This is a genomic window from Paenibacillus sp. 19GGS1-52, assembly GCF_022369515.1.
Classification (GTDB): Bacteria; Bacillota; Bacilli; order Paenibacillales; family Paenibacillaceae; genus Paenibacillus_AQ.
Genome location: NZ_CP059724.1, coordinates 3,502,034 through 3,517,881, shown reverse-complemented (window position 1 = coordinate 3,517,881; position 15,848 = coordinate 3,502,034). Strand labels below are relative to the sequence as shown.

13 protein-coding genes and 1 pseudogene are annotated in these 15,848 nt (G+C 39.9%); 12 read left to right on the top strand and 2 right to left on the bottom strand.

Going from position 1 to position 15,848, the window contains the following annotated elements:
• The first annotated feature begins 24 nt into the window (after positions 1–24).
• The 4 genes from H1230_RS16510 to H1230_RS16495 all read left to right on the top strand — a co-directional run bounded on the left by H1230_RS16510 (position 25) and on the right by H1230_RS16495 (position 2,578).
• A complete protein-coding gene (locus H1230_RS16510) occupies positions 25–474 on the top strand; it encodes a ParB N-terminal domain-containing protein (protein ID WP_239710751.1) in 450 nt (149 codons plus the stop codon).
• Positions 475–690: 216 nt separating this feature from the next.
• Positions 691–1,233 (top strand): hypothetical protein, encoded by a 543-nt coding sequence (locus H1230_RS16505; protein WP_239710749.1) that lies wholly within the window; start codon positions 691–693, stop codon positions 1,231–1,233.
• The gene (locus H1230_RS16500) at positions 1,203–1,925 is read left to right on the top strand and encodes a hypothetical protein (protein ID WP_239710747.1); all 723 of its coding nucleotides are present in this window, start codon (positions 1,203–1,205) and stop codon (positions 1,923–1,925) included. The genes H1230_RS16505 and H1230_RS16500 overlap by 31 nt, the downstream gene beginning before the upstream one ends.
• 155 nt (positions 1,926–2,080) lie before the next feature.
• A complete protein-coding gene (locus H1230_RS16495) occupies positions 2,081–2,578 on the top strand; it encodes a hypothetical protein (protein WP_239710745.1) in 498 nt (165 codons plus the stop codon).
• A gap of 1,098 nt (positions 2,579–3,676) precedes the next feature.
• Here H1230_RS16495 and H1230_RS16490 read toward each other — a convergent pair.
• Complete coding sequence (locus H1230_RS16490) at positions 3,677–4,030, bottom strand: hypothetical protein (protein WP_239710743.1); 354 nt, start codon at positions 4,028–4,030, stop codon at positions 3,677–3,679.
• 282 nt (positions 4,031–4,312) lie between these two features.
• On the opposite strand from H1230_RS16490, the gene H1230_RS16485 reads away from it, so the two are divergent.
• The 8 genes from H1230_RS16485 to H1230_RS16450 all read left to right on the top strand — a co-directional run bounded on the left by H1230_RS16485 (position 4,313) and on the right by H1230_RS16450 (position 15,106).
• Positions 4,313–4,888, top strand: a complete 576-nt coding sequence (locus H1230_RS16485) for a TetR/AcrR family transcriptional regulator (protein WP_239710741.1) — start codon at positions 4,313–4,315, stop codon at positions 4,886–4,888.
• A gap of 205 nt (positions 4,889–5,093) precedes the next feature.
• On the top strand, positions 5,094–6,134 hold the full coding sequence (locus H1230_RS16480) for an NADH:flavin oxidoreductase (RefSeq protein ID WP_239710739.1): 1,041 nt from the start codon (positions 5,094–5,096) through the stop codon (positions 6,132–6,134).
• A 1,653-nt stretch (positions 6,135–7,787) separates the two neighbouring features.
• Entirely contained in the window at positions 7,788–9,083 is a 1,296-nt protein-coding gene (locus H1230_RS16475; protein ID WP_239710737.1) for an IS110 family RNA-guided transposase, read from the top strand.
• A 402-nt stretch (positions 9,084–9,485) separates the two neighbouring features.
• Positions 9,486–9,806 (top strand): hypothetical protein, encoded by a 321-nt coding sequence (locus H1230_RS16470; protein WP_239710735.1) that lies wholly within the window; start codon positions 9,486–9,488, stop codon positions 9,804–9,806.
• A 1,082-nt stretch (positions 9,807–10,888) separates the two neighbouring features.
• Positions 10,889–11,506 carry a DNA-methyltransferase gene (locus H1230_RS16465; RefSeq protein ID WP_239710734.1) on the top strand — a complete coding sequence of 206 codons (618 nt, stop codon included), beginning with the start codon at positions 10,889–10,891 and terminating at the stop codon, positions 11,504–11,506.
• A 661-nt stretch (positions 11,507–12,167) separates the two neighbouring features.
• Entirely contained in the window at positions 12,168–13,136 is a 969-nt protein-coding gene (locus H1230_RS16460) for a phosphatidylinositol-specific phospholipase C/glycerophosphodiester phosphodiesterase family protein (RefSeq protein ID WP_239710732.1), read from the top strand.
• Entirely contained in the window at positions 13,123–13,821 is a 699-nt protein-coding gene (locus H1230_RS16455; protein ID WP_239710730.1) for a response regulator transcription factor, read from the top strand. Before H1230_RS16460 ends, H1230_RS16455 begins: the two co-directional genes overlap by 14 nt.
• A complete protein-coding gene (locus tag H1230_RS16450; protein WP_239710729.1) occupies positions 13,796–15,106 on the top strand; it encodes a sensor histidine kinase in 1,311 nt (436 codons plus the stop codon). Before H1230_RS16455 ends, H1230_RS16450 begins: the two co-directional genes overlap by 26 nt.
• Before the next feature lie 274 nt (positions 15,107–15,380).
• Here the strand turns inward: H1230_RS16450 and H1230_RS16445 are convergent.
• Positions 15,381–15,536, bottom strand: a pseudogene (locus H1230_RS16445) (transposase domain-containing protein); the annotation flags it as partial.
• Positions 15,537–15,848: the final 312 nt, after the last annotated feature.

The window sequence follows — 15,848 nt, the reverse complement described above, 5'->3', positions numbered from 1 at the left end:
AAAATGAAATAGTAGGAGAGTACAATGGAAAATAAGTTTAATCCAACTTCAATTGAATTTACATATATGTTGTCAAAGCACGATTGTTTTAGGAAGTTAACAGGAAAATGCTCTTTACAACTCACTGATAGCGAGAAAAAACGTTATACTTTAGCTGAAAGAACGCTAACTGAAGATGATACCTATTGGGATTTCGAGGCCAATTCTATGTACTATTGTCCATTATTGTTAAAAAGCATACAGAATAAGGGAATGCAAAACAGTATCGAGATAAATCCCCATTCTTGTGGACATTACTCTTTTTCAAGTGGACAACATCGGACATGTATAGCCAAAACATCTGGAATCCAAAATATTCCTGCCAACATTCATAAAGCGTGGAACTCCGAGTGTAGAGTCTGTTATTTTAAGAAAAAAAATTATATTTTCAAAGTGAAAAACTGGCTAGGTAAAACAAAAGAATTCGTTCGCTAATACTAAGTAAATACTTGTGAGAGGCCATAAAAAGAGTCAAAAGCAGCCTACTCAAAAAAGGGTATCTCCTAATCAGAGATATCTTTTTTGATTTTATAACTATAAGATAGCGTTCGTGATGTAATTAAAGATATTGGAGTACGGAGAAAATATTAGTATAATTTAGAAGAAGCGAAATGAGACAATTTTAAGTTGCTGGACTTATAAAGGAGATATATGAGGAAACTTGATTATTTGCTGGGGACAAGCCCAGGCAATTACCACCGTTACAGAGATCGTTACATGAAGCGATTATCTTTTTCAATTAACCAAGAAACATACAGCAAAAAAAGCATGCGGGGAAAGGAAAAGCAACGGTTTCTAGATGAACTCAATTCATATATGTGTTCCAATCACCGAGGGGCGTATCGAGGGCCTGTAGTGCTACAAATGGATTTCTATCCAAAAAGGGGAAACCCTCCAAGCATACATCAATTGGCTAAGAATTATATTGACTTGCTTTATCCAAGAGAATCGAAAAAACTGCGGCTACCTTTGTTAGATGATAGACAAGTAGCCATACTCATCGTTAATTATCACATTCAGCTGGAAAATGAAAAACCGTTAATTCAAATCAAAATGGCACCAATAAGAGATTTCTTAGAAGACTTACAGTTATACAATATGATTCGAAGTGGATCCGGATTTACCGAAGACGACGGTGACTATCGTTATGATGTGGAGAGGACTTGGTCGAATGGCACGATTCATATGAGTTAGAAAAAGCTTATGACAAGTTAAGGGATTATCGTGATAGGGTTAAAATGGTCCAAGATTTCGGATTTGGAGATGCTGAAGATCCGAATGTATTGGAAAGGTACTATATACAGGATGTGCAATCTGCATTTATGAGAGGCTTCAGGATTGATCCTCAAGGTTTGTCCCTACTTTTCAATAACTATGAAAGTGGGAAGGGCGATATTCTGGACAAAATTTTCGAAGATCATCGAAAGTTTATTATTTCCGCACCATTCAGCCCTCTTGGCTCAACCGGTTTACCGACCAAAAAAGGGGATAGCGAAGCATTTAAAGAGGTCATACGGTCTATGATAGACAGATATAAGGACCGATACGCTGTGCTATGGCCACTCTTAATTAATTTGAAGATTACCATCCTGTATGTGCCACCAAAAGATCAAGAAATTGATTTAGACAATTTGGCTCGTTATATTGTACCAATGGTAAACGAAGCAATAAAACCTCCAACTGGGATTATAATGGGCGAGGATCCCCGTCCCAAAGGGTTCCCCAAGCATTCCATTATTCAGTATCAAATCATTAAATTACCACGGTCCATAAAAGACCCAGAGGATGGAGTAGTTCGATTGGTTCTCGAGGAATATGAGCGCCATAACAATTTGTGGAGAGAGATAGACCGACTGATTGAGAAATGGGCAAGTAAAGCAATGTAATATAGAAAGATTGTCAAAAGGAAATATAGTATTTTTAGAAACCAGCATAAGTTGGAATTGATTTGAGATTGGCCCTTTAAAATTACTTGGCGATACTAGAAGGACGTATATGGTAATTCTTAAGGTGCTTAAGAATACCTCGAAAGGAAACTTAAATGAAATCATCAAAGCTTATGTCATTTATTATCAAACTAACTGCTATGATATTAATTTTGGGTTTACTGAAATTCTGTACATGGCAGGATAACAAAAGCGATTTTAAAGAAAGATATAATACTTGGAAGTTACAACATAATGAATATCCAAAAAACAAAAATTTTGTTGAGAATCAAATAAAACTATGGGAGCAAAAAGTACATACTAATTATATTGATGTGGAAGATTTAAATGATTTTAATGGTTTTCTGTCAGTGATTGACCCTTTTGATTGGAACTCGCTAAGTTATCAGAATAAACGTAACATTGTCTATTTAAACTACGAAGTAAATCGATGGCATTTGAATAATTACCCTTTTAATTATTCAATTGATGATGAGGCTCCTGAATCTCTTATCATTCAAGGGATAGCAGCAGTTGATGATAAAGCCGAGGAATATAACCAGACATTCGATTCCAGTGAAATCTTGAATGATTTTTGCCCTCATTACAGGTAAGTCATGAATAGTAGATACAGTTTTCGTACAGCTTCTTCAGAAGTAAATTAATAACTGGTTCCGAAACATATCTTAATTCAGCGAATACATTTAATTAATGTCCAATGACACAAAGTTGCCTACATAACCTTCTCGCGAAAAGCTTGATATATCAGGCTTTTCTTTTTTTATGTAGGCACATTTGTGTCAATGAAAAATGCACAAATGCACTTAAATTGTGGTTTATTGACACAAAGTTACCTACATTATGACGATTTTCAATTATGTATAAACAATGATGTCTTAATGGTTGCAAAAAAAGCGTTAGCAACCATGAAGCCAGCCGCAATAATACATATACTATTTCTGCTATGACAAGCTCAGCTATCTATGGCGTTGCAATTGGGTTTGGTTTATTATTGGCGTGGACTTTTTGAACCGATTTACTGGTTGATATTGAGTTGCTTTCTGAAGCAGCTCCTCTTCTTTTTGTGTTTTTGCTTCGAAAAGCTAACAGGCCTCGAATTTTGAATCAGAAGTTTATCGATGTATACGAAGACATTCACTTGGACTTACTACATATTCCTCGACCGGCGGTCAGATATAAGGTAAGAAGTATACAAAATAAAATAGGTTAGAATATGTATGAGAATATAGAGTATTTTCTGCTGCAGGATAGATTGATGCATGTTAATCCTAAGGAGTGAGGGAGAGAAGGAGCTAACACTGTATAGTTAAGTTAAATATCACCATTCTCTTTTTTGCTTAGTTTAATGGAAGGACCGTTTAAAAACGGACATATGAAGCACCTGTTGAATAAAGAAAATAAAGTCTTAGACTGAAATTGTTGATCCTACAAGATTTTGGAGCTGAGGAATCGTCAGCCTATGAGGAATAAGTTTTAGACTGATAGCTAGGAGAAGGTGTTTGTACTTCCAGTCGACGCGGCTTTGAGAAAATAAAGAATTAGACTGAGCATTGACTGGTGCCGTCATTACCGTCGGCGGACGCATCCGGAAGAAGAGCCAGGAGTGTTAGTTGCCGCTGCTCGATCTGGCCGACTGTATTGTAGACTTGGCGGAAAAGTCCTAAAGAATCTTTAGCCTGACGGATCATTTTTTAGCTGTTAATCCATTCTACATGCTCAGCTTTTATAGTGAGCGTAATAATATCATCGTCACTGTTTAAAATAAATTCTACCTGTTCACCATCAGTTGCGGGAATGAAATTTACATCAAGAATGTCATTGCTATCGAATGTTAGAGTGTTACGTGATGAAATATATTGAGAAACCCCTGTGAATTTTAGAGTCTTGATAATCGTTTCTGGGTCTGTCTGCTCATTATAAGAAGGTTGCCGCCAGTGACATAAGTCAATGGTAATTGATAACACTTTTGAACTTTCATCATAACTAACTAATTCAACCGTGCTATCGTGGAGATCAATACCTCCAATAAATTTCAATACATTCATATTATTTTCCACTCCTAATAGGAAGAATGTGCGATGCTTTTGATTATTTTCTAACCCGGGTTTCCTGTTTTCAGGATACAACTTTATTTTCCGAGTCTAACACTTTATTTTCAGTCTAATACTTTATTTTCTTCTGACACCTGTCTTCACACTTTGGGGGGATCGGTGCTTTTGTTCATTTATATAAAAATTTATGTTTATCCATTGTAACCATCCTCTTTCAAATAGGAGGTGAAAAGATCAGTTATTGACTGCGTGGTCAATAACTGATATATTAATCCCATGAGCAGACCAAGAGAATTTGATGTCGATCGTGTATTACAACAGACTATGGAAGTGTTCTGGAATCAAGGCTTCAAAGCAACTTCTTATGAGGACCTTACGCTTACTACAGGAGTCAAAAAGCAAAGTTTGTACTGTGTTTTTAAAGACAAGCGATCGTTGTTCCTGAAGGCGCTGGCACTTTACCGTGAACAGGTTATAGCGAAACTGAAAGAGATTGAAGCCCTGGATTCGTCTCCCGGTGATAAACTCGATGCCTTACGATATTCCCTTTTAGACGATGAAACTGGCTGCCAAGGGTGTCTAATTGTGAATGCATCACTCGAATTCGGAACAGATGACGAGCAGGTCACACGCGAAGCTGAGCTCATGGTAGAGGAGGTTCAACTGGTATTAGAGAAGATTATAAGTAGTGGCCAGAAACAACAGTTAATTTCCAACCGGTATACGAGTATAGAGCTTGCATCTTATCTAAATAACACCATTCTTGGTGTGAGAGTTATGGAGAAATCAGGTTCATCCCGTGAACAGATCAAGACGGTTCTGCGTACTTCATTTGGCATGATCATGTCTTGATCTTTTTTTTGTGAAATTTTTGACTACGAAGTCAAAAATAATTTAAGGCGGATTAATACACCACGAAACCTTGAAGGAGTTGGGGCTTTTCGTTAAAAATCGTGTATTGATTCATTTGGAAGTAACGTCTAGCTGTTAACCAGGCTGGTTGCTGTTTAACATCTCCTAGGTCAACTTATATAAAACGAAATATGTGGAGGTTATTATGAATTATTCTCAATCCGTAGAAGCATTGTTCCAACCTATAGAGTTAGGTCACTTGAAGTTATCCAATCGGATCGTGATGGCGCCAATGACGCGTCAATTTTCTCCGGACGGTATCCCGGGTTTGAATGTTGCTAGCTATTACCGCCGCAGAGCAGAGAACGCAGTGGGGCTTATTGTGACGGAAGGGACGATAATTAATCACCCGGATGCATCCAATCAAGCGAATGTGCCGCACTTTTATGGGGAAGCTGCAATGAATGGCTGGGTACATGTTGTATCTGAAGTACATGAAGCTGGCGGTCGAATTATTCCACAGATCTGGCATATGGGAGCCAAAGGTCATGTTAATGATTATTCGGAAGCTGAAATTGCTACAATCGTTCAGGAATTCGCAAAAGCAGCCTCTGAAGCGAAACGCATTGGGTTCGATGGTGTTGAAATCCATGGAGCGCACGGCTATCTGATCGACCAATTCCTATATGAGAAAACCAATTCACGTACGGATCGTTACGGTGGAGATATGATGGCTCGCACACGTTTTGCAGTTGAAGTGATTGAGGCTTGCCGTGAAGTAGTCGGACCAGAATTCCCTATTGTACTGCGTTTATCTCAGTGGAAGACAGATGATTATCAGGCTAAACTGGCTGAAACACCGGAATTGCTGGAGCAACTTCTCGCACCGTTGGTTCAAGCTGGAGTAGATATCTTCCACTGTTCCACACGCCGTTTCTGGGAGCCGGAATTCGAAGGGTCTGATCTGAATTTTGCTGGATGGACCAAAAAACTGACTGGCAAACCGACAATCAGCGTTGGATCGATTGGTCTTGATGGTGACTTTACAAGTCTGTTCACGGAAGGTAAAGGGGCAACCAACGTCGGCATCGAGGGTTTGGTGCAACGACTTGAGAATAATGAGTTTGATCTGGTTGCTGTAGGACGTGCACTTCTGGTCGACCCTGCATGGGCTAAAAAAGTTCAAGAAGGACGTACCGATGATCTGGTTCCATTTACAAGAGATGCGATGATGGAGCTGACTTAATTGAATTTATAGTTGTTGGTGATTCATCTATAAAAAGCAGTGGTAGACCATAAATATCGGTCCACCACTGCTTTTTTGTTTCCAGTAAGTGTTGTACTGTATAGACGGAGGGCACAGCAGTCTTAAAGAATGAACACTTCGAGATTGCCGGTGCCCATTTTTGATTGCAATACTGACGATTTATTATGGCTGCAGGATGGACAAAACGGACTGAATATCTTTCAGAAGCCAGCGTTATAAACATAAAGAAACGATGGATGTGATTTCAGTTTTTAGCGGAGTAAAGGATTATGTTGGGGAAAACAGAGTATACTAATCATATTAAAAGAAAACCTATTACGGAGGTCAGCAGCTACCTTACTATAGAGTTCAAATAGTACGCAGTACGAAGAAACTATGAATCATATTGAATATTAAGTTATATAGGATTTAATGAAGATTCAAATAAACCCGGTACCGGTAGGTAGACTCTCCTTCATAGCCCCGTCAAATATTTTCACCCTCAATCCTATAAGTGATTGAGGGTGTTATAGTTATCCACTTTTTGATCAAAAAGGTATTTGCTGTTTTTTACTGCATTTTCTGTGGCTGCAATCAAACGGTTCATCCGATCCGGTGAGCTTCGAATCTTTTCTGCCCTAACAATCGGGGTATACCCCCGAATTGTTGTGATTTCCATAAAAATTATTTTTCACGGTTCATTTTGGTACTGAAGCAGGGGCCGGACCATCGGGTGAGGAGCAGCTGAAGGAGAAATCGCGGAAGAGAAGTCGAGTTCAGCGGTTCGCCAAGGCAATTTAAAAAAAGGTCACAGAAGATACCTTCTGGGACCTTTTTAGTTCGCCCAACATGGGCGCTATCTTTAGGGTTAAAGTCCCGAATGGCGAAGGCAGTAGTAGTCATTAGCTTAAGGCAAGGGTGTCCTCCGCGAGGTGGAATCTGAAGGAAGCCGGCGGAAAATCTCCGGTCTGAGGAACACGAATTTCATATAAGGCTAGCGTATGTTGGGTGAGGTTGACAAACATAAAGGCGTACGAGAGTAAATGAAGCAGATAGATGGAGAGGAAGATAGCGTTCTTACCTGGGGAGATCTGTACTGAAGGCGAAGATAGTTCGTAACCCTGCCCGTGAGGAAGGGCTGAACGTACAGAAATCAGTAGACGCCATAGGACGCTCTCGTGTTGCAACACGAGCGGAAGGGCTGAACATGAAATAGGCATTTGTGCATCTAGGCGTTCAAGATGAGTAATGACAGCAGAAAATCCGAAAGGAAAAGAAGGAAGAGGTGAATCCCGTGTGGAGCTTCGGCAGGGCAGAATTCATCTTTGGCACAAGAAGGCACAAATCACGTAAAGAGAGGTTGGGAAAAATGTTGGAGCAGTTGCTGTCACGGGAAAATCTTCTCCAAGCTTAAAAAAAGTTAAATAATTAGTTGTTTTTTATAGGCCAATTTCACCCTTTGTAATGAGAGGCAATAACAGAGTAAGTGAGATTGGGAATATCTTCTCTTCTCTGAATCCCTTAGTGCCCTCATTAAAATTAAGGAGCCATTCCTGTAATGAATTAATTTGAGGTTTGAAAGAAAAAAGCACCTTCTGTATACTGGAAAACGTTCCGACCAAAGAACAATTCCAGCACAGGAGGCACTCTATCATGAAGTATAAACAATCAAAGAAACAGAATCAACGGATTATGAGAATTACAGACAAGACCCTTGTCGTAGGCGCAGACATTGCTAAAGAAACCCACGTGGCTCGCGCTATCGACTATCGGGGGATTGAACTGGGAAAGGATTGTGTGTTCTCGAATACCCGCACCGGACTCGAACAACTGGTTCAGTGGATGAAGGAGCTTCAGCGGGAGCATGTCAAGAGCGACGTCCTCTTCGGTATTGAGCCTACCGGACACTACTGGTTTAACCTAGCGGAGTATTTGGGACAGGAAGGTATTCCTTTGGTCATTGTCAATCCGCATCATGTACACAATAGCAAAGAATTGGAAGACAATTCACCGACGAAAAACGACTATAAAGATGCTAAAGTTATTGCCGACTTAGTGCGGAACGGGAAGTACAGCGAACCGAAATTGCCGACGAATGTCTATGCAGATCTGCGGATTCTCATGAATCTTCGAGAGAAGATCATGGTGAACCTTGGACAGGTGCAAAGGCGGGTACAGAACTGGCTGGATCGCTTTTTCCCGGAATATACAGAGGTCTTTAAAGACTGGGAGGGGAAAGCTTCTCTCCTTACGCTGGGCGAGTTTCCAACGCCTGGAGAAATCGTAAAGCTAGGTACAGAAGCCATTATTCAGCGGTGGAAGAAAGACGTAAAACGAGCCGTAGGCGCTAAACGCGCACAGCATCTTATGGATACGGCGAGAAGTTCTATCGGACTCACCGAAGGACTTCCGGCAGCAAAAATCGAGATTAAAACGCTTCTGGAACAGTACGAAATGTTCGCCAGACAGCTCGAAGAGATTCTCACTGAAGTCGAGCGTTTACTGTCACAAATTCCAGGCACTGCAGAGATGCTAACCGTGCCGGGTGTGGCAGTAGTGACGCTAGCGGGTTTCCTTGCAGAAGTGGGGGATCTAAGCGGTTACGAGCATGGACAGCAAATTATACGGCTGGCTGGACTGAATCTCAAAGAGAACAGTTCGGGAAAGAAGAAAGGCAAGTCCAGCATTACCAAACGTGGGCGTGCAAGGCTAAGGGCCCTGCTGTTCCGGGCGGTCATGCCTATGGTGGCAAAGAACGTGGAGTTTAAGGCGCTGCACCAGTACTTTACGACAAGAAGTCAGAATCCACTGAAGAAAAAGCAATCCCTTGTGGCTTTGTGCGGGAAACTCATCCGTGTCCTGCATACGCTGGGCACGAAGCAAATTCCGTACGATGCAAACGACGTTTTAGGGCCGATACGTCAGGCCCAGTTACAGATGGCGGCTTAAGAAAAACCGAATTCACGTTTCTCACCGGACTGGAAGGACCAAAGACAATTGAAGCACGGAGCAGCCGCAGGAATCATTTCCATAAGGGCAACGACCCTGTAAAGGAGCAAGAAACGGCATCCACCTCTTGAGAGGCAGAACGAAGGAATGTAAGGGCAGTGACCCCGCGTGACATGGGAGGGTAAGCCGTCAAGAGACAGGTGTGGATATCCAAAGTGCGATCACAGAAAGCATCCTTGGGTTGGGGATAAATTCCCCACGCTCTATTCCCGCCGCCGGCTCCGCCAGAAAATAATGTCATCCTTACATGACTTATCCATCTCTCAATCTGTCAATGGGTGAAAATCTAAGAACGAGTGAGCAAACAAGAGAAAATATTAATTTATAGAGGGAGGAATTACAATGTCAGATCAACAATCAGTCGTTAACAGTACCGAACCTGGCCCTAATGTCCGCTCAACAGAAACCGTTTATTTTACGAAAGATCAAATTAATGCCATGATTGAAGCTAGCGTGGGTCAAAGCGTAACTGGGCTGGGCTGGGCTATTGCAACCTTTGGTTATGGTCGTATAAAACAAATTCTTGCCTCTAAACTTCCAAAAGTTGTTGCTGGATATTTAAGTCTTGCAGTAGTCGTAGTGAGTGCAGCAAAATTGATTGAACAGATTGCAAATTATACTGAAGAAAACAGACTGGCTGAAATCCAATCCTGCATACCTTAGTTGATGCTTCCGGAACATATGGAAGAATCATGGTAACCGTTACTACTTGGGAAAAATTGGTGGTTAATCCTACTAACAGCTACTGGACCTACTACACAACCACATCCTATGAAGCTGTAGGATATTAATTAAAAGTAAAAGCTTCGTGCAGTTAACTGCACGAAGCTTTTACTTTTTGAATAGAAATATTTATTCGGTTTAATAAGGAGTATCCTAGTAGCGGGAACTAGTACGGATAGGATCTTGGCAAGGTAAAGGTCTGAGTGGTGGAAGTGTTAATCTCCATACCTATTAGGAATTTCACATCACTTATCTTTGTTTCTCAAACTCATTTTAAGCTGGATTATTTCAGCATAAGTCACGGCAATCTGTACAATAAAAAAGAAAATTCGATTGAGCAGTCCCATTGGAGAAAATAGAATTACAAAAAACGTGCTTAGACCAGTCAAAAATGCTAAAAGAGTGAATGTAAAGTATAGGGGACGTTTTTTTGTTGAAATAAGAATATTTGATAACTGAAGAAAGAAAGCTTGGGCTAAGATGCAGTTCATAAATAGCGAAAAATGTGCCCATATTAGTGAATTTAGAAAATCACCAAATAAGTTTATAAGCAAAATCGACAAAATTAAGGTAAATAAAGAAAAACGGTCTTTTTTACTGATCAACAATAAAACACCCTTTCTTATGAATTTAATCCTATAATGTGATTTTACCATTTTTTTGGAATTAATGATATTAATGTGGATATTCTGCAATAATTCATACCAGGAAAGAGATAAAGTTTGACTATTAAAGGGTGCCTCGGAAGCCTAGATTGAACTGTAACCCGAAAGATAGACACTTCTAAAAAAGGTGCCCATCTTTCGGGTTTTTCTGTATATAATCAAATTTAACAAACAAGAATGGGGAGAAATAGATGGTTCCCGAAAAGGGAATTTTCACTGAAACAGAGCAACATCAGTTAATCAGTAACTCTAATGTACAATCCGTAACTGAAAAAACAATCACCTATACGTCAGCCTACAAGTTGGCCGCGGTTAAGGTTTATTTAGAAGGTAAATGCAGATGAAATTGTAGATTTAGTGATTGCCGACCCGCCGTATAATTTGAAATTTGGAGGAACGACTCAAACCAAAAGTAAGAAACCCCGTTTTCAGATTTTCCCCAATGATAATCTGCCGTTTCCCGACTACCGCAGATTTTGCCTCGCCTGGCTGAAGCAAGCTTATCGCATCCTGAAGCCAGGTAGACATGTGTATATCTTTATCGATTGGAGAACCTACCCGGATATGGCTCGGTGGCTTAAGATTTCCGGGTTTACGATCAAGAACTGTATTGTATGGGACAAGAAGAATATGGGCATGGGGTGGCAGTATCGGTACCAGCATGAATTCATCATTATGGCAGTTAAAGGTACGAAGAACATTCGGCGGATACGCACGCGGAGTCAAACGGATGTATGGCAGATCCCGCGTATTCCAGGGAATCAAACGATTCATCCCACGGAGAAGCCTATAGATATGATGAAACGCATTATTGAGAACAGTAGTGAGGAAGGCGAATATGTTGTAGATCTTTTTGCGGGTAGCGGAGTGGTGCCAGATGCTGCAGAAACCTTGCATCGCCGCTGGGATGCTTTCGAAGTGGACCCGGGGTGGTACGCTGTTTCTACGGAGCGATTGAAGGGGGAACTTACATAATTCGTGTTTTTTGCACACTGCAATCTAAGGCTCTCTTACAACGGGGAGGTCTGACTATTGCCCAAGATTGGATAACAAGAGCTGAATAAAGGGAGAACTTCACGTTCGGTTTAATTGAACACCTTTTTTTAAAGTGTCCAGTCTATGGGTACCAGTGTAAATGAGAGGTTGTAAGGGGAACTCCCCCGTCTACTCGACCTAAAAAAGAGAGTCGCTGGTTGTTGGACCTAGAGATTAAGTGTCCATACTGCGGTGAAACGACAAGCACCGGATCGGAAATTAACGATCCGGAATACTACATGCAAGCGAGGCTCAAGGCCGCGAATTCCTTCCATGGAGCCCGGAGGTACAAGCAGCCTGCCAATAGAATAAAAAGCTTTGTTCTTTTTCCATCCACCGAGTTATTTGACGTTTACAAAATATGAATCTTTCTATGAGATAATTATCACTATAATCAGAATTTTATTGGGCTGGCTGTGTCATGTTAGATTGTTGTTTAGTAATCTGGTGTGTTAACACGTTTTCTGTTGAGGTCCATGCAATTCGCATGAGCCTCTTCGATAATCTATAAAAACTTCATAATTTCATTCGTTTTTTCCTCAGTCCTCCTTGAAAACTATCTCGTAGTATGGATTACAGGTATAATAGAGGAGGAAAACAAATGGTTAAGAAAAAAGTATTCTTAAGCTTATTGATCGCGATTGTGCTTATCTGGTGCGATTGGGGGCTTGTGTTGTTTGGGAAGGAGAATCAGGCTACTGACAGCCATAGTAGCAATTGGGAAGAAAATGAATTTATTGCACATGCATTAGGAGGAATTGATGGTTCCATCTATACGAACTCCTATGATGCTTTCATATCCAACTATCACAGAGGATATCGTTTATTCGAAGTGGATCTTTTACAAACGGGAAAAGGGGAGTTTATTGCAAGGCATGATTGGTCACAAAAGCTACAGCCAGATCTGTCAGACCAGAAAAGTCATATGTTTACGATGTCGCAATTTGAGAACTCGCTTATATTGGGAAAATTTCAACCCCTTGCATTAAATGACATCTTGCATTTGATGCAGGAATATCCTGATTTTAATTTGATAATTGATACAAAAGCAAATAACAAAGAAAGCATCCAGTATCAATTTGAGTATTTAGTAAATGAGGCAATCAGGACAGATGCTTCTTTATTAGAACGAATTATTCCTGAAATTTTCAATCCTGAAATGTATGATGCTGTAATGAAAATATACCCTTTTCCCAATAAAATTTACTCGCTCTATAAATCTAACAATTCGGCAGCGAGTATAGTGAAATTTGTGCAGGACAATCATATCTCGGTCGTTGCTATGCCCACGCTTCGTGCTTTCATTAACCCCAATTTGGTTCACACTCTGAATAAAATAGGGGTAAAAAGCTATGTTCATACGGTTAATAACATAGTAATGATGAAATTATTACAAAGTATGGGTGTGCATGGATTCTATACGGATCAAGAGGTATCCCCGAACGTACTGGCGCAAACAACAGCTAAGCCAATTAACGTTATTTTTCATGAATATAGTAGTACTCGTTTGGAAAGTATAATAAATATTAGCAATTTAATATTGAAGGTGAAGCAACATGGCTACAAATAATATTCTTATCGTGGATGATGAATTGGAAATCAGAGAAGCGCTCGAGATTTACTTGAAAAGCGACAATATTGAGGTCTTTAAAGCCTCTAACGGTCTAGAAGCTCTTGAAATACTCGAAAAAGAAACTATTCATCTGATTATCATGGATATTATGATGCCGCAATTGGATGGGATCAAGACTACGTTTAAAATTCGTGAAAGTAAAAACATACCTATTATTATGCTCTCCGCCAAGTCGGAAGCCTCTGACAAGATTGTGGGACTTAACGTAGGAGCGGACGATTATATTACCAAACCGTTTAATCCTTTAGAGTTGGTTGCAAGAGTTCGATCCCAGCTGCGAAGATTTACGAGTTTAGGTGCATTTCAGACAACTAATGACGAGATCATTCAGGTAGGCGGTTTGGTCCTAAATAAAAGCTCGAAGACCGTTGAGGTGGATGGGGAAGATGTCAGGATGACCTCAAAGGAATACAAAATTTTAGAACTGCTGATGGTGAACAAAGGCTGGGTCTTTTCAATTGAGCAGATTTTTGAAAGAGTATGGAATGAGCCCATCTTATCCTCGGAAAATACTGTCGCAGTGCATATCAGAAATATCCGCGAGAAAATCGAAATTAATCCCAAGGACCCGAAATACTTGAAGGTGGTATGGGGGATTGGATACAAAATTGAAAAAAAATAAATCAAAACAACGACTTCCTATTGATCTTATTACAATATTAGTTATGACTTTCTTGTTTTTTTGTGTTGTGTTTGTGTGTTATTACTTTTTTTGGAATTTCTATATCTATATTGAACAAAACTTTTTAGTTATACTAAGCTTTTTTGTATCCTCTGTTATCTGTGTAATAGTGGGAAGGGCACTTTTCCATTTAAATTTTACTCCTAAACAGCGTGAGGTTTGGCATGGAAGTGTACTTATTTATTATTTTTATTTATGGCAAGGTGGGATTAAAGACAAAAAAATTACGCTTACCATCTTGATTATTTTTGTTTTAACAGCGACAGCAGGTATTTGTGGGTGGAGAGCAGTTACTAATTCTAACAGGAGTGAGGTAGCATGGCTCATCCTCTATGAGGTATTGTACATCCTGCTTGTTGTACCCTATACAATCAGCAGATTCAGGCAATTCATGTCGATTATCAACGCGACGAGAGAAATTGCCGAAGGAAATATTCAGTATACGATTCAAGAAACCGGTAGTGGCGCTCTATCAAGGCTGGCTGGTTACATTAATAATATGAAGCTTGGATATCAGAATGCGTTAGTGAGTCAAGTTAAAAGCGAACGTTTAAAGACCGAACTGATTACTAATGTGTCGCATGATTTGAAGACCCCTCTAACTTCCATTATTAACTACGTAGATTTATTAAAAAAAGAAGTGCTGCATTCAGAAAAAGGCCAGTCTTACGTCCTAGTCCTTGAACGCAAAGCTTTAAGGCTCAAGTATTTAATTGAAGACCTGTTTGAAGTGTCCAAAATGACCAGTGGCACAGTAGAACTGGATATCCAAACTATCGATGTAGCAACATTGCTGACACAGGCTATTGCTGAATTCAGCTTCAATGTTGGCGATGCGTCTCTTGAGGTTCGTGAAAAGATAGCTAAATCGCCTATTTATGCGAATTTAGACGGAAATAAAATTTGGCGTGTTTTCGAAAATTTAATTGGCAACGCTAAGAAGTATTCACTTCCGGGCACTAGAATATATATTTATTTAGATGAGTCTACGGATAACATTATATTCAAAATCCAAAACACATCCGTCTATGAAATTGATTTTGCTGCGGAGGAGTTATTCCAACGCTTCAAAAGAGCGGACGAGTCACGTCAGACAGAAGGCTCTGGACTAGGCCTCGCAATTTGTAAAAGTATCATTGAGCTGCACGGAGGAGATATCAAAATCGAGATTCATGGCGATCAATTCAATGTGCTCTTAAATCTGCCCAAACAGAATTTGGTATAAACAGCAAAAAGACTTTTAGCTCTTTCACTCCCATGCTAAAGCTTAACATAATGTTTGTAATGTCCGAATCACTTCGGAAAACAGCGCTGGATTAAAGCTTGAATGAACTTCGATCACAGCTGATCCTATCCGAATGAGTAAGACGGACATTTTCGTTAACTGAATGATCCATATTTAACGCCACCCATTAGGAGGTTGGAGTCATCACTGCACTTGTGATTTTATAAACGTCAAATGGCCCCCACCTTGTTAAAAGTGAGGGCCATAATTATGCCTATTTCTTAAATATTCTGCAAGAGATCGGTATTGTCTTAGACCAAGGCAACAGCCTGTCCAATTCTTGTTCATTTGTATTATCGGTCAACTGGGGCAGCTTCTCAAAGAGAAAAGTTAAATAGAGGAATGGATTAAGATTATTTGCTTTTGCTGTGCATTGCGAGAGTAAGAGTAATTGTAAGTAATCCCGATGTATATTTATTTGATGAAATTACTTCTATTGATCAAAAAAATTGTATGACGATATGTAAGAGGACAACATATATTCATTGAACCAACCGCAGGTCGCGGTTTTTTTCATAAGAACAGGACGCAAGATTATAGAGATGCAATCTTAAGTAAACGAAATATTGGTTATTTTAATAATGTAGGTAACTTTGTGTAATGGGTAACTCAATAGTCGTACAAAGGAACGGGGAAATCGTCCCTGCAGGGCAGCTGAAATACGGACTAAATACTAAGATCA

Excerpts from the sequence above, each read along its gene's own strand:
- H1230_RS16490 (WP_239710743.1), bottom strand. The coding sequence starts at position 4,030 with ATGAATGTATTGAAATTTATTGGAGGTATTGATCTCCACGATAGCACG.
- H1230_RS16495 (WP_239710745.1), top strand. The coding sequence starts at position 2,081 with ATGAAATCATCAAAGCTTATGTCATTTATTATCAAACTAACTGCTATG.
- H1230_RS16475 (WP_239710737.1), top strand. The coding sequence starts at position 7,788 with ATGAAGTATAAACAATCAAAGAAACAGAATCAACGGATTATGAGAATT.
- H1230_RS16505 (WP_239710749.1), top strand. The coding sequence starts at position 691 with ATGAGGAAACTTGATTATTTGCTGGGGACAAGCCCAGGCAATTACCAC.
- H1230_RS16485 (WP_239710741.1), top strand. The coding sequence starts at position 4,313 with ATGAGCAGACCAAGAGAATTTGATGTCGATCGTGTATTACAACAGACT.
- H1230_RS16460 (WP_239710732.1), top strand. The coding sequence starts at position 12,168 with ATGGTTAAGAAAAAAGTATTCTTAAGCTTATTGATCGCGATTGTGCTT.
- H1230_RS16510 (WP_239710751.1), top strand. The coding sequence starts at position 25 with ATGGAAAATAAGTTTAATCCAACTTCAATTGAATTTACATATATGTTG.
- H1230_RS16480 (WP_239710739.1), top strand. The coding sequence starts at position 5,094 with ATGAATTATTCTCAATCCGTAGAAGCATTGTTCCAACCTATAGAGTTA.
- H1230_RS16455 (WP_239710730.1), top strand. The coding sequence starts at position 13,123 with ATGGCTACAAATAATATTCTTATCGTGGATGATGAATTGGAAATCAGA.
- H1230_RS16470 (WP_239710735.1), top strand. The coding sequence starts at position 9,486 with ATGTCAGATCAACAATCAGTCGTTAACAGTACCGAACCTGGCCCTAAT.